Here is a 22,409-nt window from a genome sequence, read left to right on the forward strand (position 1 = left end):
GGCAATGCCGCTGAAAAAATATTACTAAATTATCCCATTGAATCTAATTATCTTTATTTAGAATGACCCGTTCTATTTCAAGCTGAGTGGCGATCCGAAGCAAAAAATCGCTTTTCAAAGATAATACTATATGCTCATATCGCCACGTCAGCCGACATCATCTCTGGGAGGATTAAAGATGAAAAAAGCACTCGCGGCGGTTACCGTCGCTTTTTCCGTATGCCTGGCTTCTGGCGTATCCGCAAAGTCGCTCACCGTCGGCTTTTCGCAGATCGGCTCCGAATCGGGCTGGCGCGCTGCAGAAACCACTGTCACCAAGCAACAGGCTGAAAAGCGTGGCATCACTCTGAAATTTGCCGATGCGCAGCAGAAGCAGGAAAATCAGATCAAGGCCGTTCGCGGCTTCATCGCCCAGGGCGTCGATGCCATTCTGATTGCCCCTGTCGTCGCCACCGGCTGGGACGCCGTTCTGAAAGAAGCCAAGGAAGAAAACATTCCCGTTATTCTTCTTGACCGTCAGATCGAAGCTCCAGATAGCCTCTACCTGACCGCTGTGACCTCCGACCAGGTTCACGAAGGCAAGGTTGCCGGCGACTGGCTGGTCAAGGATGTCGGTTCGAAGGACTGCAATGTCGTCGAACTTCAGGGCACGACCGGCTCTTCCCCTGCCATCAACCGTAAGAAGGGCTTCGAAGAAGCCATCGCTTCGCACAAGAACATCAAGATCACGCGCTCGCAGACCGGCGACTTCACCCGCACCAAGGGTAAGGAAGTCATGGAAAGCTTCATCAAGGCTGAAAATGGCGGCAAGAACATCTGCGCTGTCTACGCCCACAATGATGACATGGCTGTCGGCGCGATTCAGGCGATCAAGGAAGCCGGCCTGAAGCCCGGCACAGACATCAAGGTCGTCTCCATCGACGCCGTTCCGGATATCTTCAAGGCCATGGCTGCCGGGGAAGCGAACGCAACGGTCGAACTGACGCCGAACATGGCTGGTCCAGCCTTCGATGCACTTGACGCTTACCTCAAGGACAAGAAAGAGCCGAAGAAGTGGATCCAGACGGAATCCAAGCTCTACACGGCGTCTGACGATCCGATGAAGGTCTATGAGGCAAAGAAAGGCCTCGGCTACTAAGACCGGTTTGGGGGTGAAGTCCGCTTCACCCCAGATATCCAAACGCTTCCGTTCTTGCGCATTGCAGAGTGCCGCTGGTTCTTTGCTGAACATGCCTCACATCGGAACTGGCGATCGGAACGGTGCTTCGGCACCGTTTCCATTCACGCTTCTTCTTCAATGGAATGCTTCAGAATGTCCGAACAACCGTCCCTTCTGGAAGCACGTGCCATCGGTAAGTCCTTCCTCGGCATAACCGCTCTCGACAATGTCGATTTCACTCTGCGTGCGGGTGAAGTCCACGCGCTGCTCGGCGAAAATGGTGCCGGCAAATCCACGCTCATCAAGATCCTGACTGGCGTTTACACCCGCGACAAAGGAACAGTGCGCCTTGATGGCGACGAGATTTCCCCAGCCGATGTCGGTGAAGCCCAGGCGCTTGGCATTGGCACCGTCTACCAGGAGGTCAATCTCCTGGAAAACCTGACCGTTGCCGAAAATCTCTTTCTCGGCCGCCAGCCGCGCCGCTTCGGCCTCATCGACAAGCGCACCATGCGTGACGAGGCCCAGAAGCTGCTTGGTCGCTATGGCCTGAACATCGACGTCAATGCCCTGCTCTCCAGCTATTCGGTCGCCATCCGGCAGATCATTGCGATTGCACGCGCCGTCGATCTCTCCGGCAAGGTGCTCGTTCTGGATGAGCCGACAGCCAGTCTTGACGCGCATGAAGTCGAGATGCTTTTCACGGTGCTGAGACAGCTTCGCGCCGAAGGTCTCGGCATCGTCATCATCACCCACTTCCTCAACCAGGTTTACGACATTGCCGACCGCGTCACGGTCCTGCGCAATGGCAAGCTGGTGGGCACGCGCACCATTTCGGAGCTTCCAAGAGGCGAGCTCATTTCCATGATGCTCGGGCGCGAATTGCAGAATGTCACGCATAACCGCCAGCCCTCCGACAATGATGTGGTCGAAGGGGCGCCTGCCATCCGTTTTCAAGGCTATGGCAAGCGCGGCAGCGTCGAACCCTTCGATCTTGATATTCGTCCGGGTGAAGTGGTCGGCATTGCAGGACTCCTCGGTTCAGGACGTAGCGAAACCGCCTTCCTTCTCTTCGGCATCGACAAGCCGGAAAGCGGAACAGCGACCATCGATGGCAAGCAGGTTTCCATCCAATCACCGGAAGCGGCCATTGACCAGGGCTTCGGCTTCTGTCCTGAAGAGCGAAAGACGGACGGCATTATCGGCGATTTTTCCGTCGCCGATAATATCGCGCTTGCCCTGCAAGCCCGTCAGGGCTGGATGCGACCGATTTCCAAGCGTCAGAAGGCAGCGCTTGCCGACGACTTCATCAAGTCGCTCGACATTCGTCCCGCCGATCGTGAACGTCCGATCAAGTTCCTCTCTGGCGGCAATCAGCAGAAAGCAATCCTTGCCCGCTGGCTGGCAACCGAGCCTCGCCTCCTCATTCTTGATGAGCCGACGCGCGGCATCGATATTGGCGCACACGCGGAAATCCTCAAGATGATCGAGAAGCTCTGCCAGGAGGGCATGTCGCTCGTCGTCATTTCTTCGGAGCTGGAAGAACTAACGGCGGTCGCCCATCGCGTCATCGTCCTGTCGGACCGCCGCCATGTTGAAGAACTCAAGGGATCCGACGTGACTGCAGAAAACATCATGAAGGCGATTGCGACCTCCGCCCGCACGGAGGCCGCGTGATGAAGAGCGTAACGTTCAAATTGAAGAGACTGGCGCCGCAGTTCATTGCGCTATTCATCATTCTGGCTGCCATCACGGTGATATCGCCCGGCTTCCTGAACGTCTCGATGCAGAACGGACGCCTCTATGGCAGCCTTATCGATATTCTGGTGCGCGCCGCACCCGTGGCGCTTTTGACGATCGGTATGACGCTGGTCATTGCCACCAAGGGTATCGATCTCTCCATCGGCGCGGTCATCGCCATTTGCGGCGCGGTTGCAGCCACGCTGATCAGTGCCGGGCATTCCATTCCCGTCGTGATTGCCGTCTCATTGGCAGTCGGCATCGCGTGCGGCATCTGGAACGGCATTCTCGTCGCCGTCCTCGACATCCAGCCGATCATTGCGACCCTCATCCTCATGGTTGCCGGCCGCGGCATTGCGCAGTTGATCACCGAGGGCGTCATCCTGACCTTCAACAATGACAGCTTTTCAGCCATCGGTTCCGGATCCTTTGCAGGCGTTCCTCTGCCCGTGGTGATCTGGGTGGCAAGCGCCATTCTGATCGGTCTTCTGGTGCGCAAGTCCGCGCTCGGCTTCCTGATCGAGGCAACCGGCATCAATCGCCGCGCGGCCGCCCTTGCCGGTGTTCGCGCCCGCTTCCTGCTGTTCTTCGTCTACGCAATCTCCGGATTATGTGCCGCCATCGCCGGCATGATCGTGACCGCCGACATTCGCGGTGCGGATGCCAACAATGCCGGCCTTTGGCTTGAACTCGATGCGATCCTTGCAGTCGTCATCGGCGGCACGTCGCTCAATGGCGGTCGCTTCTCGATCACCGCGTCGCTCATCGGCGCGCTGATCATCCAGACGATCAATACCGGCATTCTCGTCTCAGGCTTCCCGCCCGAATTCAACCTGATCATCAAGGCAGGCATCATCATCGTGGTTCTGACCCTTCAATCGCCGGCACTTGTCACTTTGCTCGGCTTTACCAGGACGCCGAAAAAACCAAGCCCGGCGACACCGGCGCCCACCACCAACAAAGGAGAAGCTGCGCGATGATCCACACACGCAACCTTCCCTTCTTCACCACGCTGGCGATCTTCATCATTGCCTATGCCCTGTGCGTTTCCCAATATCCGGGCATTCTCAGCACACGGGTCATCGGCAATCTTCTGACCGACAATGCCTTTCTCGGCATTGCGGCCGTCGGCATGACATTCGTGATCCTGTCTGGCGGCATCGATCTGTCGATCGGATCGGTCATCGCCTTTTCCAGCGTCTTCGTCGCCGTGCTCGTCAACGGATATGGTGTTCATCCGCTCGTTGCCTTTGCGGCGGTGCTCGTCATCGCCACGATTTTTGGCAGCCTGATGGGCGCGATGATCCGCTTTCTCGCGATCCCGCCCTTCGTCGTCACCCTCGCAGGCATGTTTCTGGCACGCGGGGCCGCCTATCTCATGTCGACCGATTCCGTCCCGATCTCCCATCCGGTCATCGATGCCATCCAGGGCTTCTATATTCGTGTGCCCGGTGGCGGTCGATTGACGGCGCTTGCCATCCTGATGCTGATCGTTTTTGCGGTCGGCATATTGGTGGCAGCCCGCACCCGCTTCGGTGCCAATGTCTACGCGCTTGGTGGAAACCAGCAATCGGCGGAACTGATGGGTGTACCCGTCGCCAAGACCACGATCGGCATCTACGCGCTGTCCGGCTTTCTCTCCGGCCTCGCGGGCATCGTCTACACGCTCTACACTTCGTCGGGCTACTCTCTGGCGACCGTTGGTGTCGAACTGGATGCGATTGCAGCCGTGGTGATCGGCGGGACACTGCTGACAGGTGGAACAGGCCTCGTTGCCGGCACTTTCATCGGCCTGATGATCCAGGGCCTCATTCAGACCTATATCGTTTTTGATGGAACACTGTCATCCTGGTGGACGAAAATCGTCATCGGCATACTTCTGTTCATATTCATCGTTTTGCAACGCACAATCATCTGGTACTCAAACAGAAGAATGGCGGCGGCTCACCCGGCATAACATCAGCGAGGGAGATAGTTGTTGGGGCTACTGGAAAACACGATATCGGGACGAAAGCGGCGCAACAGCCATGCGCACGTCGTGGCGGAACTTGGCAGCGCCATTGTTTCGGGCCGGATACCGGAGGGTTCCCTTCTCCCCAACGATGCCGAACTCTCGCTTCGCTTCGGCGTATCGAGGACCGTTCTCAGAGAGACGATGAAAACGCTGGCCGCAAAGCGGCTGGTGGAAGCCAAAGCGAAAGTCGGGACACGCGTTCTCGACAAATCGAGCTGGAACTTCTTTGACCCGGATGTGCTGGGATGGCGTTGCGAGGCAGGGCTCGATCCGGAGTTCATCGAGCATCTGGCCGAAATTCGCCTGGCGCTTGAGCCGGCTGCTGCGGCAGCGGCTGCTCGGCATGCGTCCAGCGAAGATATTGTCGCGCTCTACGCGATCGCGGCGAAATTCGACAACCCTGCCCATACCGCCGAAAGCATTGCCAAGATCGATCTGGAATTCCATCTGGCCGTTGCCAGCATTTCCGGCAATCCCTTCATGCGTTCGGCAAGTGGTCTGATCGAGGCGGCACTAGCCATCTCCTTCAAGCTCTCGTCGCCTGCCTCGGCTCCAGCCACCATCGCGGAGATTGCCGCCAACCATTTGCGCATTGTGCACGCCATTGCCGCGCGAGATGAGGCCGCCGCCGTAAAGGCGATGCGGCACGTGATTGAAGTCGGCAAGGATCGGATCAAGAACGCGGCGCTTTAAGTGCTCAGCAGGGTACGGTCTTTTGCTTTTGGTCGCTCGTGATCTTGGAGGGCAGACAGTGATCAGCACCGAGCGCCTGATCCTGCGAAATTGGCGGGATGATCATTTCCAACATTTTTTTGCCATGCATATGGATCCGCGTGTCATGGCTGATCTCGGAGGACCGATGACCGAGTATCAGAGCCAACAAAAATTTGAGCGCTATCGGACGGCGGAAATTGAACACGGCATCTCCCGTTGGGCCGTAGAAGACCGGGAGGGAAAATTCCTCGGCTACGCAGGTGTTATGCCTCGGATGACGACGAACCATCCACTGGGTTCCCACTATGAGGTTGGCTGGAGATTCAATCGAAACGCTTGGGGATGCGGTTATGCTACAGAAAGTGCTAAAGCGGCCCTGGTACATGCCAAAAGTCATTTAGATGCGACTGAGATCGTGTCCTATACGAGCGCCGAAAATCTTCGGTCTCAAGCCGTTATGGGGCGGGTCGGGCTCATTCGGAGGCGTTCTTTAGATTTTCTGCTGCCCGTAGAGAATGATAAATTTTGGCGAGGACTGGTTTGGGTCGCGCTTTGAGGTGATATTTCCCCTCTCCAGCAAATAAGCCCAGTTAATCGCGCGGTGTGATGGCAACCCGGTTCGCGCTGTAGCTGTGCCCTTAAACTCAATGGAAGTTGCGGCCCTTGACCGTGATGTGATCGTCATCGCTCTCCTGAAGAGCTGATCTTGGAGGTAACCCGCGTCTGTCACGCGTCGTCGGTATCCCATGGTGAAACTCATCGCCGCGACCATGCGGCAGCGGAAACGGCTTATCCCTTTCGCCGACACTTCTCAGAACATCCGACAGATCGGTGATGCGGTGAGCAACCACATGCACGACCTCGCCTTCACGCTGAAGCTTGCCGTAAATTCCCACCATCCCCGCCGACAGGATGACACGGCGGTATTTCTCGAAGGTCTTCACCCAGACGACGGCATTGGCAATGCCGGTCTCGTCTTCAAGCGTCATGAAGATGACGCCCTTTGCCGAGCCGGGGCGCTGCCGCACGAGCACCAGACCGGCAACTTCCAGCCAGCGGCCGTCATTCGTCTTAAGCGTCTCAGCGCATGTCACGATCCGACGTCGCGCGAGATCCTGGCGTAGGAAGCTCATGGGGTGGTCTCGCAGCGTCAGGCCCACATGACCATAGTCCTGCACAACCTCTCCGCCTGCGGTCATGGGCAGCAGGTTGACTTCCGGCTCCTGCATCTCCTCGATCAACGCGTTCTCCCGAGCAGCTGCGGCGGCAAAAAGCGGCAAGGGTTCATCGCGCAGGCCCTTGATCGCCCACAATGCCTCACGACGTGAAAGACCGAGGGACGGCAAAAAAGCATCCGCTTCGGCAAGACACACCAGCGCGGAAACCGGTACCCCTGCCCGCCTCCATAAATCATCGATAGATTGAAAGGGACGCTCCTCCCGGCACGCGATAATATTGCCCGCATGATGGTTGGACAGCCCCTTCACCAGCCGCATGCCAAGGCGAACGGCGTTGCGGTCCGGACCGACCTTCTCCTCCAGCACGCAATCCCAGCGGCTCGCATTGACGCAAACGGGCCGAACAACAACGCCGTGGTCGCGTGCATCGCGAACAAGCTGTGCAGGAGCATAGAACCCCATGGGCTGGGAGTTCAAAAGCGCCGCACAGAAGATATCGGGATGGTGGCACTTCACCCATGCCGATGCATAGGCGATCAAGGCGAAGGAGGCTGCATGGCTTTCGGGAAAGCCATAGCTGCCGAAACCTTGAATCTGAGCGAAGAGTCTTTTGGCAAACTCTTCGCTAAAGCCATTTTCAATAAGCCCGCCGATGAGCCGTTTTTCGAAATTCGCGATAGTCCCAACATTTTTGAATGTGGCCATCGCCCGTCTCAGCTTATCCGCTTCACTGGGGGTAAAGCCGGCACAGTCGATGGCAATGCGCATGGCATGTTCCTGAAACAGCGGAACGCCAAGCGTCTTCTCAAGAACCTTTTCAAGGGTGGGATGCTCGTAAACGATCTTCTTACCCTCTGCTATTTCCTGACGCCGCTTCAGATAGGGATGGACCATATTGCCCTGTATCGGACCCGGCCGCACGATTGCGACCTGAATGACCAGATCGTAAAGCTCCCTCGGTCTCAGCCTTGGCAACATCGACATCTGCGCCCGGCTTTCGATCTGGAACGTGCCGATCGTATCGGCCTTGCAGATCATGTCGTAGGTCGGATCGTCGTTGTTATTGATGCTGGTCAGTCCAAACTCTTCACCCTTGCGAACCGTCAGCATTTCGAAGGCTCTGCGCATGCAGGACAGCATGCCGAGCGCCAGGCAATCCATCTTCATGAATTTGACGATCTCGATATCGTCCTTGTCCCATTCGATGATCCGCCTGTCCTTCATGGATGCTGGAAGAATGGGAACGAGTTCGTCCAGACGGTCATGGGTCAACACGAAACCGCCGGGATGCTGGCTGTAATGGCGGGGCGTTCCGATCAACTGGCGCGCGAGATCGAAGGCGAGCCTGACGCGCCGATCTTCCAGATTGATATTCAGTTCCCTGGCGTGCTTCTCTCCGGTCCCTTCCGTCCACCACCATATCTGCGAGGACATGAGTTTGGTCAGATCTTCGGGAAGGCCCAGTACCTTGCCGACATCGCGGATGGCGCCCTTGCCGCGATAGCAGGTCACCACAGCACAAAGCGCCGCCTTATCGAACCCATAGTGATCATAAATCCACTGGATGATTTCCTCGCGCCGCTGGTGCTCGAAATCAACATCGATATCCGGCGGTTCGTCACGGTCCTCGGAAACGAAACGCTCGAACAGAAGGTCGCTTTCATCCGGATCGATTGCGGTGATGCCGAGGACATAACAGACGGCCGAATTGGCCGCAGATCCACGTCCCTGGCAGAGAATCTTCATCTCCCGTGCCTTCCTGACGATGGTATTGACGGTCAAAAAGTAGGGCGCATATTCCTTCTTGGCGATGATGGTCAATTCGTGCCGAAGCGCCTTCCTCACCTTTTCTGGCACGCCATTGGGATATCGCTTCGGTGCCTCATCCCAGACGAATTTTTCCAGCGCTTCCTGCGCCGTCAGGCCTGGTACCTGCCGCTCATCGGGATATTGATATTCCAACTCCGAGAGCGAAAACCTGCACTTCTTCACGATCTTTAGCGTATTTTCCAAGGCATCCGGATAGGCAGAAAAAAGCCGGTACATTTCCTCCGGCGGCTTCAGATAGCGATCGGCATGACGCTCGCGGCGAAAGCCGGCATCGTCGATGGTGCAGTTATGGCGAATGCAGGTGACGACATCCTGAAGCATGCGACGACCGGGCTCATGAAAAAGGACGTCATTGGTGACGACCGTTGCCACACCGGCGCGCACTGCCATCTGCGAAAGCTCATGCAGGCGGAATGCATCGTTCGGTCGGCGACGCAGGCTCATCGCCACATAGGCGCGGTCGCCGAAATCAGCCCTTATCCGTCGCAGATGGCTGGAAAGCCCTTCATGCGTCTCATCCGGCAGGAGAATCACGATCAGCCCTTCGCCATAGGTGACCAGATCACTCCAGGTGAGCGAGCACTTGCCAGCCTTGCCATCTCTCTTGCCGAATGTCAGCAGGCGGCATAGGCGGGCATAGGCCTCCCTGTCCACCGGATAGACCAGCACGGAAACATCCTGCGCTAGGTCCAGTCGACAACCGACTACCAGCCGCATACCAAGCTCTTCGGCAATCTTGTGCGCGCGGGGAATGGCGGCGAGACTGTTGCGATCGACAATGCCCAACGCCTCTATGCCAAGCGCTTTGGCCTGGGCGAACAATTCCTCACAGGAGCTGGCGCCACGCAGAAACGAAAAATGCGAGGTAACCTGCAGTTCGGCATAACGAACACCCGTACTCATGCGAAAAATCCATGCATGAACCACTCCAGAGAGCCGGTCTCGGTGTGCTCGCCATCGCCGGAGCGGAATATCCAGAAGCGCTCGCCGCTCTCATTTTCCACGCGGAAATAATCGCGCACCGCCGAGAGTTCTCGATCGCGCTTCCACCATTCGCCAAAGACGCGCTCCGGCCCGTCGGCTCGCTTGACGATGTGACGCACCCCGCGCCATGTGAAGTTTCGGGGAGGATGATCGGGCAAGAGTGCCACCGTCTGGATTGGCTCCGGCTTGAACAGAAGCCTCACCGGTCGCGGCCAATGTTCCGGCCAGCCAGGTGCATCTTCCGTGGCCTCGGCTGGAATCTTTTGAACGGAACGCTCCGGCACATCGCTTTGAACGGCGGCATAGCGATAGACCTTGTGGCCACGATTGAGGATGATATCGACAGCCTCGCCAATATCGCCTCCCGCCTCATCCAGAAGAACGGAGCGCGTCTGCCCGGCAACAAGCGGCTCGGCATGGGTCGCCGTCAGCGTCATCTTCTCGATGCCGAAACCCGGATCGATCGTCTCGATACGATCGGTCAGAAGGCGCGACAATTGCTTGCTATCGCGTGCGGGTTTGGAGGTTCCGGCCCGAATGGCCTGCACACCACTATCGACACGATGGAAAACGAGATCGACACGACGCGCACCTAAACCCCGCTTCTCCAAATCCAGACAGAGGTCGGACACAAGCTTTCGAGTGTATTTTGCAATGGTTTCTGCGGCACCAATCGGTTCGGGAAAGAAGCGGCGCACGGTTACCAGTTCCGCCACGCGGACCGGCTCTATCGGTTCCGACAGGATACCGTGAGCCTGATCCAGCCTGCGACCCACTTCCGGGCCGAACCGCAAAGTGATCGGCGCGCGCGGCGCGGCTGCCAATTCTCCAATACGGCGAAAGCCAAGGACCTTCAGCTCATTGAGCAGATGTGCATCCAGCCGCAGGGCGGCAAGCGGGAGAGGTGCGAGCGCTTCTCGCACGCCACCTTCAGGTAAAATGGTGACGGCTTCGCGCCCGAAACGGGCAAGCGCGTGGGCCGCGCCCCAGCTTTCGGCAATTGCCGCACGCGCCGTAAAACCCAGCGCATGCAGGCGATTGATCATGCCTGTCAGCATCAGTCTTTCATTGCCATGCAGGTGATCGGCCCCGGTCGTATCGAGCACCAGCCCATCGGGCGTATCCGGCGCGACGATGGGGGCATAGATGCGCAAAAACCAGAAGGCCAGATCCTCAAGGGCTTTTGCATCCTCCACCGGCTTCAAGTCTTCGACAATCAGGCCCGGTAGAATGGCCTGCGCCTTGCTGGCCGGCATGCCGGGCCGCAAGCCCGCTTTCAGCGCGGCACTATTCAGAGCAGCCACGAGCCGGCGGCTTCCCTGGCGGGCGATCATGACGACCGGAGTTTCAACCGGCGGCGCTTCGTCCCCAAGCATCCTGCGGTATCGATCCGTCTGCCATGTCGGCAGGTATAGCGAGACGACCCTCTGCATCACAGGCTTCCACTTCCAGTTCAAAAGGTTCGCCGCCCCGGACACGCAGCAATTCTACAAACCAGCGTGACCGCCCTACCCCACGTACCGGCAGCGGGGTGGAGGGACGCATGGAAATGCGCCACCGGGTGACGGCGGCGGTCGGCTGACCAAAATCGGCAACACCGCTCATATGACGCCAGCGGCGAAGCGCTATGGCTGCCACGCCCGAAGCTTCTGCCGTCAGTTGCAAACGCCGCGACATGTTCATCGGCAGCTTCGACACTTCACCGATCACGGCACCAAAGCCGTTGCAGCGAAGCCCCTCCTCGAAACAATCCAGCACGCCCTTTTCGTCGCGGCATTCGACGATGATCAGCCGGTTATGCGAGAGCCCTGCCTGTGTGAGAGCAGGCATGAAAAGATCGGGACGGGTCACGCACCAAAGGATCTTGCCCTTCAACCGGGCAGCGATGCCCGCACAAAAGAGCGCTGACGCTGCGCCATCCACGGCACCATTTCCGCCGCCGCTCACCTCATGCAAGCTGCCAAGCTTCAGGCCTTGACCGGGGAGACGCTCATCCATGGCTGGAATATTGAAGGGCAGAGTCTCCTGCTGTCTGGCAGGACCTTGGGTGATCCTCTCCAGCCTTTCTCGCAATTCCTCCACGACAAGCTGTTCTGCGCGCTTCTGCATGACACGAAACTTCTCAGAGCATTCCACGCTAAAAAACTAATGTTCACTTTTTGTTCTAGATTCACAAAAGAGTCAACATGAGTCCGCCGGACTCCTGTGGAGAGATGGATGATTCCTTTATCTCCCGGCCAATGGCCGTACCGCGATACCTGCCAAAAAGGGCGATGTGACCACAGGCGTGCGCCGCGGCAGGCAGAGTTTGCCAGCCGCGTAGAACAGCAGGAACGAGCCGATCTGGTATGCGAAAATAATGTCGATCTCGACGAAAGAGCGGACGACAAAGAGGGCGCAGAGCGAAAACAGGATCAGCGCCTGCGGATCCTGATTGCGCATGAGGATTGATCGCAAGTGACCCAAAAGCGTGCCGTAGAGCAGGATGACAAGCAGAATGAGACCGACGAAGCCGTTTTCCACCACCACCTCGATATAGGTGTTGTGGAAATGAAAGCCGCTGCGACCGGAAATGAAGAAATCGTCCCAGAGCCGTTCGGCATCGGAAAAGCCCGGCACCCAGAAACCCTGATAACCGACACCGAAAATTGGCGCCCGCTTGGCCGCCTCGATGCCCTGCTGCCAGAGATAGGTGCGTCCTGTCAGTGTCGTGTCCTTGCCGAAGACACCGAGGATCGCGTCGAAGAGGCCGAACTGTAGCGCGGCCACGACAAACAGACCGCCCAAGCCAACGGCTGCAAAAAACAGCATCTTCCTATTGCCAGGGGACAAGGCCCAGAGCGGCAGAAGACCCGCCATCATGATGACGACGGCTGCAGTGGTGATCGCGGATGTTGCCGATTGCGATGCAAGCAGGCTGTATGCCGAGATCAGACCAGCAACGCCCGCGATCGGCAGCCACAAACCTCTTTGGCGCAGCACAAGCACAGAAGCTACGGCAAAGAGGACGCCAAGCGAGGCATAGAAGCCCAACTGGTTCTTGGAAGAGAATGCGCCGACGAAGCTGGTCGTGCCATCCAGCGCATCGAAAAGATAGGTTCCAAACAGCAGTGAATAGAGAAGAACGATGGTAATGCCGATCAGCGCTCCGCGCGTCAGCGTCTTGATCGATATGACGCGCATGGCAATCAGCGCGCAAACGATGTGCGTCATGTACTGAATGGAGGCGCGCAGGCTGACGGACATGGCGTCCGACCAGAAGCTCGACAGCACGGCCAGAATGCCGAAGGCGAAGATCCACAAGTAGCGGGTGTAATTGCCGAGCACCCGGCGATAATCCACCACGACCAGAGGCAGCCAGACGGCGTAATAGGCAAGGATCGAGATCTGGCCGAACTTCGACGAATAGGCGAAGACGAAGAAGGACAGCGCCACGGCCGCCGTTCCGTAGAGCCCATTTCTGTCAGGATCGATCAATGCCGATTTCGCAATCCGCATGGCAGCCTCACTGCATCAGCACTTCCGAGGAAACCTTGATAACGTCGCCAGGCTCAAGCGCCGTGGTTTCGTCAACCTTGATTTCCTTCGATTTTCCTTCGTCCTCACGCACAACGACATAGGAAATCGAGGCCGACTTGCCGGAAGGATCGAAGCGCAGAGCTTCCGCCGATTGCGCCAAGGCCTCCGACATGAGTTCGCGGCTGGTGGAAAGCTGCAGGTTCAGCTTCTGCAATTCGGCCTGCGTATCCTGCAATTCCTTGGAGCGCTGCGCGTCCCAGTCGTTTCGCAGGTTGATCTCATCCTGGATCGCCTTGTTAATATCCTGCTTGGCGCGCAAAGCATTCGTATCGATGTCGAGAAGCGTCGCCTCAACCTCGGCTGCGCGTTCTTCCGCCGAGATACGACGCTGAGCAAGCGCAAGACCCTGCTCGTTCAAGCGATTGACCTTTTCCCGGTCTTCATTTGCCAATTGCAACTGACGCTGCTGGCTCTCTGCCTTCTTGCGCAGAGATTCCACTTCCGCATCCAGCAGTTCACGCAAATCCTTCAACGCTTTCAATTGAAGCGTATAGCGCTCGGTGCGAGACTTCATCAGCGCACTTTCGCTTTCCAGGAGCGCATCGATATTGACGACCTTTTCCATTTCAGGCGTCTTCTTGATCTCCTGATCGCCGCTCACTTCGGCAACCAACCTTGCCTGACGCGCGAGAAGACGGCCGCGCTGGTCGTCATAGACGGCGGCGTCGCCACGGGCATTGATAAAATCACGGGCAAAACGCTGCCCCGCATCGGAGCGGCGCAAACCGCCCGCGAGGCTGACAGCCTTCAGAACCGTCATATTGGGCGCATAGGGATATTCGCCGGGCGTTTGCACATCCCCCGTCAGAAAGACCGGACGGAACTGGGCAACTTCGACGGAGGCTGATGGAAGGTTGCGCAGAGCAAACTTGCTTTGAAGCTGCGCCCCGATCGCCTCTCCCACCTCGCCTGCAGTCTTTCCGGCAACATTCAACTGGCCGATAAAGGGAAGCGCCAGCGTGCCTGACGGGCCGACCGAGTAATCGCCATTGATCACATCCCAGTTGCGGATGGTGCCGTCTGCCGGCTGCCATTCGGCAACGCGGATGCGAAGCTTGTCAGCGGTTCCAAGGCGGTAGTGGCCATCCTGCGCAAGCGCGCTGAGCGGACTGGTGAAGAGTAGCGCCGCGGCAACCGTCAGAGCAGCACCTTTGCACCATGTTTGGGTGCGCCGTTTTTTAGGGAGGGCTTCGTCGGCAATGCCAACCATGTAAAACTCCATGTTGATGCCTTGAAAAGTGAATGTGCGACCGGCTCAGGTCCGGTCGCAGCCGCAAGGCATGGCACAGGTGGGAGGGCCTGCGTTCACGCCGAGTATCTAATCTGGCTTCAATAGCTGCCGCGGGACATGCAGACAGCTGGCACGGTTTTCATGATGATGGAAATGTCTCTCATCATCGACCAGTTCTGAACATATTGCGTGTCGTAATCAACGCGCTCCTTGTAGGAGACGTCGTTGCGACCGCTGATCTGCCAGAGACCGGTAAGACCAGGACGCGTGCTGAGATAGTAGCGCGCGGCACTTTCATAGTAGTTGAGCTCTTCGTCCACGACAGGACGAGGACCCACAACACTCATTTCACCACGAATGATGTTGATGAGCTGTGGCAGTTCATCAAGGCTCAGCTTGCGAAGAACGCTACCGACAGCTGTGACACGCGGATCGTTCTTCAATTTTCTCGTCTGGCGCCATTCTTCCGCAGCTTGCGGGTCAGACGTCAGATATTGTTTCAGCACCTCATCTCCGTTCACGACCATCGTGCGGAATTTCAGGCAATGAAACGTGCGGCCATTATGGCCGATACGGCGGTGGCCGTAAAAAGCGGGTCCCTTGTCGGAGAGTTTGACCAAGACCACGATCATGAGAAAGATCGGGCTGAGGACAAGAAGGGCGAGCAGTGCCGAGGAAACATCGAAACTGCGTTTCACGATGCCCCCGATAGGAAAGCTCACATCAGACTCTTCAGAACCACTAAGCGGCGAAACAGCCGATCGAGTCGCGGACTTCATAGAGAGAACTCCATTTATGTTTTGCGATAGGTCGGTACCCGTTGGGCGCGTCATGCAGTCACCATGAGACATGAAGTCTGTGGTCGGAATTTGGTGCTTTTGAATTTTTTGTGAGGCAGCGTTACCCGGCTGCCTAAAACCGGCCGCCCCAAATTCCTCACATCATGTTGGCTGAGACTATTGATGAACGCCTATAAAAGGAACAAAGACAGGCACGCGTCATGCAGTTGATGCATGGTGACCATCTCTATGTATTGTGCAGCCATTTATATTAAAACTGTTCTTCTGGTTTACTGGTCTTGCCGGTAAGATGGAGCTCTTCTGTAAGGCTCGATTAAATAAGAGACATGTAATATTTCTTATGTGCAGCGCAGCAAAATTATGGCGCCGCACATATAAAATAATTAAAAATAAACCGTTTTTGTTGGGAAAAATTAATTTCAACCGCTTTCTGAAACGTTTCCGAGACGAAAGAGTGGCTTAAATAAGGCAATAATGTGGCAAAATATCCGCCTCACGGAGTGTTGCCTGTCCCGACTCGCGATTTGAAGGCACGTGCACTGGCGCCTCCTTCCTCATATTCGCTTCATATCGCCGCGCCCAAAAGAAAAGCTGGCGCACCCATGGTGCACCAGCCCTTCATCGATCTTGAAGCTATGAAAAATAGCTTATGCTGCCTTACGTTCGTGACGGCCTTCTTCGACCTCTTCGACGATCTTTGCAACGAAAGCTTCCAGGTCGTCGGGGTTGCGGGAGGTGACGATGCCCTTATCGCAAACGACCTTTTCGTCCTTCCAAATGCCGCCGGCATTCTTCACGTCGGTTTTGATAGAGCCGTAAGACGTCACTTCACGGCCGCGAACCGCATCGGCTTCGACCAGAAGCCATGGTGCGTGGCAGATGGCAGCCACAACCTTACCGGACTTCACGAATTCCTTGACCACGCGCATTGCGTCGTCATTGGCGCGCAGGACATCCGGATTGATCTGGCCGCCAGGAAGGACGAGAGCGTCGAAATCTTCGATCCGCACGTCCTTGGCAAGCAGGTCGACTTTCACGCTGTCGCCCCAATCTTTCTCGTCCCAGCTCTTGATCTCGCCATCCTTGATCGAGGCGATCTTAACGTCTGCGCCCTTGCGCTGCAGCTCTTCGTACGGCACGCGAAGCTCCGAGCGCTCATATCCGTCGGTCGCGAGAATGACGATCTTGGCAGAATTGATAGCAGTCATGACTGTTTCCTTCCTGGTCTATATTCTGTTGGGGTGGGCTCGTTAGGATTCTACGTCTGAGTTGACAGACGGTAGAAAAAATTCGACATCAGCGATCCGTGCCTTGTCGAGGGTTGCGATGCGCTCTTGCCAGAAGCGCTCGGCTTCTTCCGGCTCATGGTCGTATTGACGAACAAATGTCTTGTTGTCGTCGATCATGACCTGGCGGGTGCCGCCAAGGAGCATGTATTCTTCCGCAAGCTTTCGCGTTTCGGTCTTTTCCACGTCAAAACCTCCTTGGCAGCCAAATTGTCTTGGCAGATTGGGCGGAGACGGCCGGATGGATAAGAAGCTCGTCTGCCTTTTCGTTGGCCATCGAGAGAAAACGGAAAAATCCCGATGTTCTCCGGCACCATCACGTCCGTTTGACACGGCGCGTCTCCTGCCAATCGAACGTGCCCCTCAGGCATTGGTTCCTGAAAAATTAACGGCGCAAAGGCCGGAACAACTCGGGGAGAAGACAAAACGGGATGCGCGAGGCCGGCGCTCAGGCTTTGACACGCGGGCGCGACGTCTAGCAAAATAGTCGCAGCATGGACCTAAGCGCGTCGCAATCTTTCAGATTTGCTCTTTACGCTTCTCGTCTTGTTTTGCCGCGTAGCATGATCGCAAAACCGAGACACACGCTTAAAGATCGAAAAAAAGGGGGGTAATCTTACACCCGTCTGCGCTTATTCAACGATCTTCGGATTGCGGAAAGCTTCCGCAAGGAAATTGCTCATCGGCAGACCAAGGTTGATGTTGAGCCCCGGCATGGATTCCTCGAACCAGCGCTTGTAAATCTCTTTGGCAGTCTCTGACTTGTAAATCTCGCTCAGTGCTTCGTTCACTGCCCCGACGAACGCCTTGTCGTTCACGCGCATCATAAAACCAAAGGGCTGGGCATCTGTCACCTGCTCCTCGGAAAGCACATAGTCGGACGGGTTTTGCGTGCGGGCAATCATCGTTTTCAGCAAAACCTCGTCCATGGCAAAGGCCGCAACACGACCTTCAGTGACCATGTCGAACGCAGCCTGAAGACTTTCAACAGGAACGGCTGAGATATTCAGTTTCCGTCTGCGGCTGCTCTCATTGATTTCATTGACATTGACGGTGCCGAGAGCCACGCTCACCGAACGCCCCTTCAGATCATCCAATGTCTTGAAACCGCTTTTCCGCAGGGAAACGTACCGTGTCACGGTGAAAAAGTGCGGGTAGGCGAAGGCTGCGCTTTTGCGCCGCTCTGCCGTGTTGGTGCTTGCGTTGCACTCGATGTCTATCGTTCCATCATTGAGAAGCTGCACGCGGTTGCTCGGCGTGCGCGGCACGAACTCGACATCGATGGATTGCACCTTCAGGCGCTGCTTCAGTTTTTCCACCACAGCACGGCAAAGGTCGATCGAGTAGCCAAGAACCTGGCCGTCCGCATTGAGAAAGGAGAAGGGTGCTGTCGAACCATAGCCGATCCTGATCTTGCCCGTTTGGGCAATTCGATCGAGGGTGGGCGTGTCGAAAACCTTTTCCTCCGCCTTGGCTTCAATCGAGCCGAGCGCGCAGAATGCAAGCAGGAGGCAATGAAAGATGTACATTCTCATTGCAGGTACTCCTTGGGCTCCTTGAAGGCGGCTTGCAGCTCAGGAGATAACGGAAGGTTGAAATTGCGCCCGTCCGGCGGCAAGGGCGACATGAACCACTTGTTGTAGATCGTCTCGATTTCGCCGTCCGTAAACATCTTGTAGAGAGCTTCATTCACCAACGTCTTGAACGCATCATCCCCCTTCGGCAGAAGAATACCATAGGGTTCAGGCGGCCCGAACGTTTCTTTCGAGATCATATAGTCTCCAGGTGCATTTGAAAAAGCCACGTGGGCAGCCAGAAGAACATCATCCATCACGAAGGCGGAGGCGCGATTGTTTTCGACCATGGCGAAAGCTTCGGAATTCACCTTGCTGATCAGCACAGAGATGTTCAGCTTTTGCTCTCTGTTGACGTTTTGCAATTGCGCGATGTTGATGGTCCCCGTGGTCGAAGCCACCGTTCGTCCGGCCAGATCCTTGATACTGTTCAACCCACTCGATTTTTTCGTCACGAAGCGGGTGGCTGTGATGAAGTGGGGATAGGAGAATGCCACCTGCTCTCGCCGCTCGGCATTGTTGGTCGTCGCGCTGCATTCCATGTCGATCTTGCCGGACTTCACCAACAGGAAACGGGTTGCGGGCGTCGCCACCACATAATCGGTCTTCAGGGTATCGAGCTTAAGCGCGTCTCGAACGTGATCCGCAATCCTTTGACATATATCGATGGAGTAACCGCGCACGACGCCATCCGGCGTCACATAGGAAAACGGCAGTTCGTCCTGACGGTGCCCGAACGTGATCGTCTTGGTACGCGCAATCTTGTCGAGGGTCGGGCTCTTCAACTCCTCAGCCCCAGCAGAAAGCGTGAGAAACGGCGAAGAGACGAGCGCGGCGAACAAAGTGGGAATGACCGAGCGGCGCATCAGCCCACGGAGGGTAAGAGAAATACGCTTCATGTCTCTACTCCTAGCGGTGCACCATCTTTGCGGGTGCGGAACGATAATGGCTCTCGATATCGGCAAGTGGCATGGGGCGGCCAAGGTAATAGCCCTGCAACAGGTCGCATCCGGCAGCACGAAGCAGCGAAAGCTGTTCTGGCGTTTCCACGCCCTCCGCCGTCGTTTTCAATCCAAGTCCTGCGGCGATGTGGATTACACCTTGAATGATTGCCAGGCTCTGCGTGCTGGTCATCACGTCGGCAATGAAGCTGCGGTCGATCTTGATCTTGCTGATCGGCAGTTTGGTCAGATAGGCAAGGCTCGAATAGCCGGTTCCGAAATCATCAAGCGCGATCCTGACCCCGAGCGCCTGAATGTCTTGCAGACATGTGATGGCCTCCGAGCCGGAGAGCAGAACCGTTTCCGTCAACTCGATCTCAAGCCGAGATGGCGGCAAGCCGCTGTCATTCAGCGCCCTTTGCACCTTCTCGACAAGATCGCCCTGCTGTAGCTCGATCGCCGAAATGTTGACGGCCACTGTGGCCTCGTTCGGCAATCGCATGGCCTCCTGGCAGGCCCGCTTCAACACCCAGTCGCCGATCGCACAGATCTGGCCGGTCTTTTCGGCCAGCGGAATGAAGTCGTCGGGTGTTACCCAGCCGCGAACCGGGTGCTGCCAGCGCACCAGCGCTTCATAGCCAACAGGCTCGGGATTGGAGAAGCAGAAAATCGGCTGGTAGTGCAGCACGAATTCGTCCCGCTGGACCGCGAGGTCCAGGTCCTGCTGCAGTTCGTGGTCCTGTTCTTTCGACATTTCCATGCCGTGTTCGAAGAACTGGAAATTCCCGCGGCCGCCTGACTTGGCGCAGTACAGCGCCACATCGGCGTGTTTGAGCAGCTCGGACATGTCGTGACCGTGAAGGGGCGCTATCGAAATACCGACGCTGGCCCCGACGGAGGCCTCTTTGCCCAGCAACATGAAAGGGTGCGATGCGGAGGTGATGATGCCCTTCGCCAGGCGACTTGCCTCACGCACCGCATTTTTACGAAAGATCTGCAGGATTGCGAACTCGTCACCGCCTAGTCGAGCCACCATGTCCTGCGGCCCGATCAGTTGCAGCAGGCGCTCTGCGAAGGATACGAGAAGAGCATCGCCGCTTGCGTGGCCCAACACGTCATTGACCGCCTTGAAGCGATCAAGATCGAGAAGCATGACATTGAACCGTCGACCATTCGCCAGTTCCCCAATCTCGCTCTCCAGCCGCTTGCTGAAGAAGGCTCGGTTTGGCAGTCCGGTCAGCGGATCGTGATGGGCAAGATGCTCCATCTGTTTCGCCACGTCGCGGATCTGGCGCAGGTTCTCCCGCTCGACCACGGCTTCGCGCACCTTCTCGATCGCGACCGCCACGCGGCCGATCTCGTCCTTGCGATGTTGAAACGGCGTCACCGAGGCCGTGTCGTCATGGGCGATTTTGGTGAGTGCTTCGATCAGCGCCGGCACTGGCATGAAGACCTTGCGCATCAGAAGTGCAACGACCCCGCCGGTCACGAGCAAAATGGTGATCAGAAGCGCAAGCGAATTCTGTAAAAGCTTCGTTTGTGTTTCGAGAAGCTCGGAAGCCTCGCCAATCGTCGTGACCACACTGCCCTGCAGCTTTCCATTCTGATCGACCACCGGAACGAAAGCAATGAAGTGCCGCACCGTACCAAGCTCGGCAAAGCCCACGTAGAACGCATCCATCGCCGTGCCTTCTGGCAAAGTCAGCGAGATGTTCTCCACCTCCCCCAGCGCGTCGGCGGAACTGGTAAAGGTCTGACCAGTGGGGTCCTTTTGAAAAATCCAGACATTGTTCTTGGTTTGCGCAGCGGCAAGCGCCAGAACGTCCCCGGGATTGAAGCCCGTATCCAAAATGGAGGCATCGTCACCCAGCGGTCGCTCGCTGGTGATCTTGACGATCTGGCCGCTGCTATCACTGTCGATGGAGATGAAGGTGTAGATGGTGCGGATCGCAGAACTCGTCACCTGCGCGTTCAGTTCTGCCTCGCGACGCCATTGGTCAAGCGAGTCCCGCTGCACCATCACCCAGCCAACAGCAGCGCCAACGAGATAGGCAAGCACGACACTGGACACGAGCGAAACGGTGATCTTCCAGAACAACGACTGATACCAGACAATTCTGGCCGGCCGTGCTGGCGCTTCTGCCTCAAAATGATCCGCACTTTCCGTGCTCAAGAGCATCTGGCTCTCACTTTGGCCTCTTATGAAAGAGAAATCAGGTCAAAATTATCTTCTAGCGTCTCGTTACGTCGCAGTTTGAAACACCACTGTTCAGCAAGAGAGTAAAAATATCCTCACATGGTTCGGCAGGATTCGATGCAATGGATAAAAAAGAGCAAATAAATCGATCCGGGTAACCGCACGGCTGTCCAGTTTTAGGTCTGGATTGAAGATCGCTGCGGCTATAAATATCGCGCTTGGCATGCGGAAAGAAAATCGGCTTATGGCAATACTGAAGTTTACCGATCGGACGAAGAACAAGAGCGCGCATGCCGCGAAAGATATGAGTTCTCTCCTCAATCCGTATTCCATCGAGGTGACGCCGAAGACCGCTGCGAAGATCAGTGACTTTTCCAGGCTCCTGCCGCCTGGAACACGAGTCTATATTGCCCACATCACCGGGACATCGATCCAGGACATGGTCGCGACGGCGAAAAGGCTGCGCCGGGACGGGTTCGCCGTCATGCCGCATTTTCCCGCACGCAGCATTCCCGACATCGCCACTCTGGGGAGTTGGATAGAACTTTATCGCAATGAGGCTGACGTGACCGAGGCCCTGTTGCTGGGCGGCGGAGAGACGCGTCCGGTCGGCACGATCGAAAGCTCGATCCACTTGCTGGAAAGCGGTCTCTTCGACCGGCATGGTTTCAAACGGCTGCATGTGGCGGGCCACCCGGAAGGGAGCCGTGACATCGATCCGGACGGCACGACCAGCAATGTCGATAGCGCTTTGAAGTGGAAAACGGACTTCTCTCGAATGACCGATGCCGAGATGGCGATCGTCACGCAGTTCGGTTTCGAGCCCGGGGTGATCACAACTTGGGCGGAGCGAATTGCAGAGTCGGGCGTCAGTCTTCCAATCCATGTGGGGATCGCGGGCCCGGCCAAACTGCAGACCCTCATCAAGTTCGCCATTTCCTGCGGCGTCGGCCCCTCATTGAAGGTGCTGCAAAAGCGGGCTTTGGACGTGACGCGATTGCTCATGCCCTATGAGCCGACCGAGATGGTGAACGCGCTGACGGCTTATGTCGAGAACAATCCGGCGTCGCTGATATCGCAACTCCACCTCTTTCCTCTGGGTGGAATTGAGCCGGCAGCGCGCTGGGTTGGAGACAACACCGTAACCCAGCCTCAAACTGCCACTGGCACGTCGTAATATAG

18 protein-coding genes are annotated in these 22,409 nt (G+C 56.8%); 7 read left to right on the top strand and 11 right to left on the bottom strand.

Going from position 1 to position 22,409, the window contains the following annotated elements; all coding sequences use genetic code 11:
* Nucleotides 1–178 precede the first annotated feature (178 nt).
* From ytfQ to EYC79_RS16785, 6 genes are all read left to right on the top strand, one after another.
* Entirely contained in the window at nucleotides 179–1,138 is a 960-nt protein-coding gene (gene ytfQ / locus EYC79_RS16760) for a galactofuranose ABC transporter, galactofuranose-binding protein YtfQ (protein WP_062441680.1), read from the top strand.
* A 174-nt stretch (nucleotides 1,139–1,312) separates the two neighbouring features.
* Nucleotides 1,313–2,836 (top strand): galactofuranose ABC transporter, ATP-binding protein YtfR, encoded by a 1,524-nt coding sequence (gene ytfR, locus EYC79_RS16765; protein ID WP_112954046.1) that lies wholly within the window; start codon nucleotides 1,313–1,315, stop codon nucleotides 2,834–2,836.
* The gene (locus EYC79_RS16770) at nucleotides 2,836–3,879 is read left to right on the top strand and encodes an ABC transporter permease (RefSeq protein ID WP_165457058.1); all 1,044 of its coding nucleotides are present in this window, start codon (nucleotides 2,836–2,838) and stop codon (nucleotides 3,877–3,879) included. The genes ytfR and EYC79_RS16770 overlap by 1 nt, the downstream gene beginning before the upstream one ends.
* On the top strand, nucleotides 3,876–4,856 hold the full coding sequence (gene yjfF, locus EYC79_RS16775; RefSeq protein ID WP_082546327.1) for a galactofuranose ABC transporter, permease protein YjfF: 981 nt from the start codon (nucleotides 3,876–3,878) through the stop codon (nucleotides 4,854–4,856). The genes EYC79_RS16770 and yjfF overlap by 4 nt, the downstream gene beginning before the upstream one ends.
* 21 nt (nucleotides 4,857–4,877) lie before the next feature.
* Complete coding sequence (locus EYC79_RS16780) at nucleotides 4,878–5,606, top strand: FadR/GntR family transcriptional regulator (protein WP_130978696.1); 729 nt, start codon at nucleotides 4,878–4,880, stop codon at nucleotides 5,604–5,606.
* Between the two features lie 58 nt (nucleotides 5,607–5,664).
* On the top strand, nucleotides 5,665–6,183 hold the full coding sequence (locus EYC79_RS16785; RefSeq protein ID WP_165457059.1) for a GNAT family N-acetyltransferase: 519 nt from the start codon (nucleotides 5,665–5,667) through the stop codon (nucleotides 6,181–6,183).
* Between the two features lie 88 nt (nucleotides 6,184–6,271).
* Here the strand turns inward: EYC79_RS16785 and EYC79_RS16790 are convergent, their stop codons facing one another.
* The 11 genes from EYC79_RS16790 to EYC79_RS16845 form a co-directional block, all read right to left on the bottom strand.
* Nucleotides 6,272–9,538, bottom strand: coding sequence for an error-prone DNA polymerase (locus EYC79_RS16790; RefSeq protein WP_130978698.1), 3,267 nt, complete (start codon nucleotides 9,536–9,538; stop codon nucleotides 6,272–6,274).
* The gene (locus EYC79_RS16795; protein WP_130978699.1) at nucleotides 9,535–11,052 is read right to left on the bottom strand and encodes a DUF6504 family protein; all 1,518 of its coding nucleotides are present in this window, start codon (nucleotides 11,050–11,052) and stop codon (nucleotides 9,535–9,537) included. Before EYC79_RS16795 ends, EYC79_RS16790 begins: the two co-directional genes overlap by 4 nt.
* Complete coding sequence (locus tag EYC79_RS16800) at nucleotides 10,967–11,728, bottom strand: ImuA family protein (RefSeq protein WP_130978700.1); 762 nt, start codon at nucleotides 11,726–11,728, stop codon at nucleotides 10,967–10,969. Before EYC79_RS16800 ends, EYC79_RS16795 begins: the two co-directional genes overlap by 86 nt.
* A 117-nt stretch (nucleotides 11,729–11,845) precedes the next feature.
* Nucleotides 11,846–13,117: an O-antigen ligase family protein gene (locus EYC79_RS16805; protein ID WP_130978701.1), complete on the bottom strand. Its 1,272-nt coding sequence runs from the start codon at nucleotides 13,115–13,117 to the stop codon at nucleotides 11,846–11,848.
* 7 nt (nucleotides 13,118–13,124) lie between these two features.
* Nucleotides 13,125–14,408 (bottom strand): polysaccharide biosynthesis/export family protein, encoded by a 1,284-nt coding sequence (locus EYC79_RS16810; protein ID WP_130978702.1) that lies wholly within the window; start codon nucleotides 14,406–14,408, stop codon nucleotides 13,125–13,127.
* 119 nt (nucleotides 14,409–14,527) lie between these two features.
* On the bottom strand, nucleotides 14,528–15,208 hold the full coding sequence (locus EYC79_RS16815; protein ID WP_062424139.1) for a sugar transferase: 681 nt from the start codon (nucleotides 15,206–15,208) through the stop codon (nucleotides 14,528–14,530).
* A 668-nt stretch (nucleotides 15,209–15,876) separates the two neighbouring features.
* On the bottom strand, nucleotides 15,877–16,437 hold the full coding sequence (locus EYC79_RS16820) for a DJ-1/PfpI/YhbO family deglycase/protease (protein ID WP_062424138.1): 561 nt from the start codon (nucleotides 16,435–16,437) through the stop codon (nucleotides 15,877–15,879).
* Nucleotides 16,438–16,479: 42 nt separating this feature from the next.
* On the bottom strand, nucleotides 16,480–16,701 hold the full coding sequence (locus EYC79_RS16825) for a hypothetical protein (protein WP_062424591.1): 222 nt from the start codon (nucleotides 16,699–16,701) through the stop codon (nucleotides 16,480–16,482).
* 446 nt (nucleotides 16,702–17,147) lie between these two features.
* Nucleotides 17,148–18,050 carry an amino acid ABC transporter substrate-binding protein gene (locus tag EYC79_RS16835; protein ID WP_205654414.1) on the bottom strand — a complete coding sequence of 301 codons (903 nt, stop codon included), beginning with the start codon at nucleotides 18,048–18,050 and terminating at the stop codon, nucleotides 17,148–17,150.
* Complete coding sequence (locus EYC79_RS16840; RefSeq protein ID WP_062424589.1) at nucleotides 18,047–18,955, bottom strand: amino acid ABC transporter substrate-binding protein; 909 nt, start codon at nucleotides 18,953–18,955, stop codon at nucleotides 18,047–18,049. Before EYC79_RS16840 ends, EYC79_RS16835 begins: the two co-directional genes overlap by 4 nt.
* A 43-nt stretch (nucleotides 18,956–18,998) precedes the next feature.
* A complete protein-coding gene (locus EYC79_RS16845; RefSeq protein ID WP_130978703.1) occupies nucleotides 18,999–21,209 on the bottom strand; it encodes a putative bifunctional diguanylate cyclase/phosphodiesterase in 2,211 nt (736 codons plus the stop codon).
* Between the two features lie 262 nt (nucleotides 21,210–21,471).
* Here EYC79_RS16845 and EYC79_RS16850 point away from each other — a divergent pair, with 262 nt between their 5' ends.
* Nucleotides 21,472–22,404 carry a methylenetetrahydrofolate reductase gene (locus EYC79_RS16850; protein WP_130978704.1) on the top strand — a complete coding sequence of 311 codons (933 nt, stop codon included), beginning with the start codon at nucleotides 21,472–21,474 and terminating at the stop codon, nucleotides 22,402–22,404.
* Nucleotides 22,405–22,409 lie beyond the last annotated feature (5 nt).

The sequence above is a fragment of the Agrobacterium cavarae genome (assembly GCF_004310285.1).
Classification (GTDB): domain Bacteria; phylum Pseudomonadota; class Alphaproteobacteria; order Rhizobiales; family Rhizobiaceae; genus Agrobacterium; species Agrobacterium cavarae.

Coding starts and splice junctions, on each gene's coding strand:
- yjfF (WP_082546327.1), top strand. CDS start 3,876: ATGATCCACACACGCAACCTTCCCTTCTTCACCACGCTGGCGATCTTC.
- ytfR (WP_112954046.1), top strand. CDS start 1,313: ATGTCCGAACAACCGTCCCTTCTGGAAGCACGTGCCATCGGTAAGTCC.
- EYC79_RS16790 (WP_130978698.1), bottom strand. CDS start 9,538: ATGAGTACGGGTGTTCGTTATGCCGAACTGCAGGTTACCTCGCATTTT.
- EYC79_RS16820 (WP_062424138.1), bottom strand. CDS start 16,437: ATGACTGCTATCAATTCTGCCAAGATCGTCATTCTCGCGACCGACGGA.
- EYC79_RS16810 (WP_130978702.1), bottom strand. CDS start 14,408: ATGGTTGGCATTGCCGACGAAGCCCTCCCTAAAAAACGGCGCACCCAA.
- EYC79_RS16800 (WP_130978700.1), bottom strand. CDS start 11,728: ATGCAGAAGCGCGCAGAACAGCTTGTCGTGGAGGAATTGCGAGAAAGG.
- EYC79_RS16840 (WP_062424589.1), bottom strand. CDS start 18,955: ATGCGCCGCTCGGTCATTCCCACTTTGTTCGCCGCGCTCGTCTCTTCG.
- ytfQ (WP_062441680.1), top strand. CDS start 179: ATGAAAAAAGCACTCGCGGCGGTTACCGTCGCTTTTTCCGTATGCCTG.
- EYC79_RS16805 (WP_130978701.1), bottom strand. CDS start 13,117: ATGCGGATTGCGAAATCGGCATTGATCGATCCTGACAGAAATGGGCTC.
- EYC79_RS16770 (WP_165457058.1), top strand. CDS start 2,836: ATGAAGAGCGTAACGTTCAAATTGAAGAGACTGGCGCCGCAGTTCATT.
- EYC79_RS16795 (WP_130978699.1), bottom strand. CDS start 11,052: ATGCAGAGGGTCGTCTCGCTATACCTGCCGACATGGCAGACGGATCGA.
- EYC79_RS16850 (WP_130978704.1), top strand. CDS start 21,472: ATGGCAATACTGAAGTTTACCGATCGGACGAAGAACAAGAGCGCGCAT.
- EYC79_RS16815 (WP_062424139.1), bottom strand. CDS start 15,208: ATGAAGTCCGCGACTCGATCGGCTGTTTCGCCGCTTAGTGGTTCTGAA.
- EYC79_RS16845 (WP_130978703.1), bottom strand. CDS start 21,209: ATGCTCTTGAGCACGGAAAGTGCGGATCATTTTGAGGCAGAAGCGCCA.
- EYC79_RS16835 (WP_205654414.1), bottom strand. CDS start 18,050: ATGAGAATGTACATCTTTCATTGCCTCCTGCTTGCATTCTGCGCGCTC.